The 1,870-nt window shown below is 60.2% G+C and carries 1 protein-coding gene and 2 pseudogenes; all 3 read right to left on the bottom strand.

The annotated features are described in order from the left end of the window. A pseudogene (locus WA989_RS14295) lies at positions 1-287 on the bottom strand (hypothetical protein); the annotation flags it as partial. A 7-nt stretch (positions 288-294) separates the two neighbouring features. Next, complete coding sequence (locus WA989_RS14290; protein WP_424341157.1) at positions 295-1,311, bottom strand: chlorophyllide a reductase iron protein subunit X; 1,017 nt, start codon at positions 1,309-1,311, stop codon at positions 295-297. Then, positions 1,308-1,870 (bottom strand): annotated as a pseudogene (locus WA989_RS14285) (chlorophyll synthesis pathway protein BchC); the annotation flags it as partial. The gene WA989_RS14290 and the pseudogene WA989_RS14285, both read right to left, overlap by 4 nt.

Below are 1,870 nucleotides of genomic sequence, written 5' to 3'. Positions count from 1 at the left end.
AGGATCGTCGCTGTGCGCTTCATGCGAAGGCCAACGCGCAGGGAGCCAAAGGCCGGACACATGCTTTGTGGCTGGTCGTGCGGGCCGGTTGGATAATCCTTGGCGTATTGCTCAAGCAGCGTGTGCTTGCCGGCTTTCTTCGCCGCATCGCGCAGCGTTTCAGCGCCGCCATGGCATGTCGCTTCGGCAATCGAGTCAGACCCACCATCGTCAACCGACGGCCCGGCAGGCGTGAGGTCGAGCTCATGGCCCGTCTCTCTTTGAATATCGCCCGCCCGTTCGGTCATAATGTCCTCAGATTTCCTCGTAGATCACTTCAAGTGATGGTTTCTCGATGATGTTGACGCCGCGCATGTCTGCGCTTGTCGCCGGTGTCAGCTGAAAGTCCTTGCCCGTCTCTTCGGCCGAGAAGAGATCGAGCAGACCGTCATGCGGCAGCGGTGTCGGATGCATTGGCGGTGCGCTGGCAACATTCTCGGCAAGCGCCTCGAACATCGGCGCCCATTGCGTGCCGGGCCGCCCAACGATCTGGTAATTGGCTGACTTGCGGCGGATATCTTCGTCCGCCGGGATCGCGGCGAGCACCGGAATGCCGACTTTTTCGGCGAACGCTGTTGCTTCGCCCGTGCCGTCATCCTTGTTGATGACCATGCCGGCGACCCCGACATTGCCGCCGAGCTTGCGGAAATATTCCACCGCCGAGCAGACATTGTTCGCGACATAGAGAGACTGAAGGTCGTTCGAGCCGACCACGATCACTTTCTGGCACATGTCCCGCGCGATCGGCAGGCCGAACCCGCCGCAGACGACGTCGCCCAGGAAGTCGAGCAGGACATAATCGAAATCCCACTCGTGAAAGCCGAGTTTTTCGAGCAGTTCGAAGCCGTGAATGATGCCGCGTCCGCCGCAGCCGCGGCCAACTTCCGGCCCGCCAAGCTCCATCGCGTAAACGCCGTCCCGCTTGAAGCAGACATCGCCAATCTCGACTTCCTCGCCGGACTCTTTCTTCTTCGAAGAGGTCTCGATGATGGTCGGGCAAGCCCGTCCGCCAAACAGGAGGCTGGTCGTGTCGGATTTCGGATCACAGCCGATGAGCAGGACTTTCTTGCCCTGCTGGGCCATCATGTAGCTTAGATTGGCTAGTGTGAAGGACTTGCCGATCCCGCCCTTGCCATAGATCGCTATGATCTGTGTTTCCTTGGTCACTTCGCCGGTTTGCGGGGCATCCGGTTCCTGGGAGGCCTCGTCGCGCAGGGCGTCGGTGAAATCCTCCATCGAACCTCGGCTGCGTCCCTCTATGAGTGTGGTCATTGCGGAACTCCCCATTCGATAAGCATTTTCAGGCACGTCGCGTCGTTGAAAGCGGTCTGGTAGGCCGCATCGGCGTTGCCTGGTTTTTCGATGTGCGTGACCAGCCCCTCCAGAGAGAGCCGGCCGTTTCGGTGCAACGCCAGTACGGCGTCCATGTCATCGCGGGCCCATTCGGCCGCGATCTTGAAGCTCAGCTCGCGCATGAAGGCGGCTGGAAATTCGAAGGAGACCCGTTCGGCATAGAAGCCTGCGAGGACGATCTCGCCGCCCCTGGCTGAATGCATGATCGCGGTGTCGAGCGCGCTGACATTGCCGCTGACATCGCAAACGGTCTTGTAGTCGCGCCGTGTATCGCTTTCCGGATGGCAGACCTTGTAGCCGTCAGCGCCATGCCGGGCTGAATTCGTTTCCCATACTGTGGGAGCTGCCCCGCCCATAGAAATGACGAGCCGCGCCACAAGTTGGCCAAGCACGCCATGACCGATAATCAGTTCAGGCAATTCAGACCGTGTGACTGCATGATGCGCCGTCGCCGCGAGCGCCAGAAGAACGTCACTTT

It is taken from the genome of Henriciella sp., assembly GCF_049649345.1.
In the GTDB taxonomy this organism is placed as follows: domain Bacteria; phylum Pseudomonadota; class Alphaproteobacteria; order Caulobacterales; family Hyphomonadaceae; genus Henriciella.
The sequence above is the reverse complement of the archived record's forward strand: the minus strand, read 5'-3'. Positions and strand labels throughout refer to the sequence as shown.

Bases quoted from the DNA above. Each gene is read 5' to 3' on its own strand.
- WA989_RS14290 (WP_424341157.1), bottom strand. From the start codon at position 1,311: ATGACCACACTCATAGAGGGACGCAGCCGAGGTTCGATGGAGGATTTC.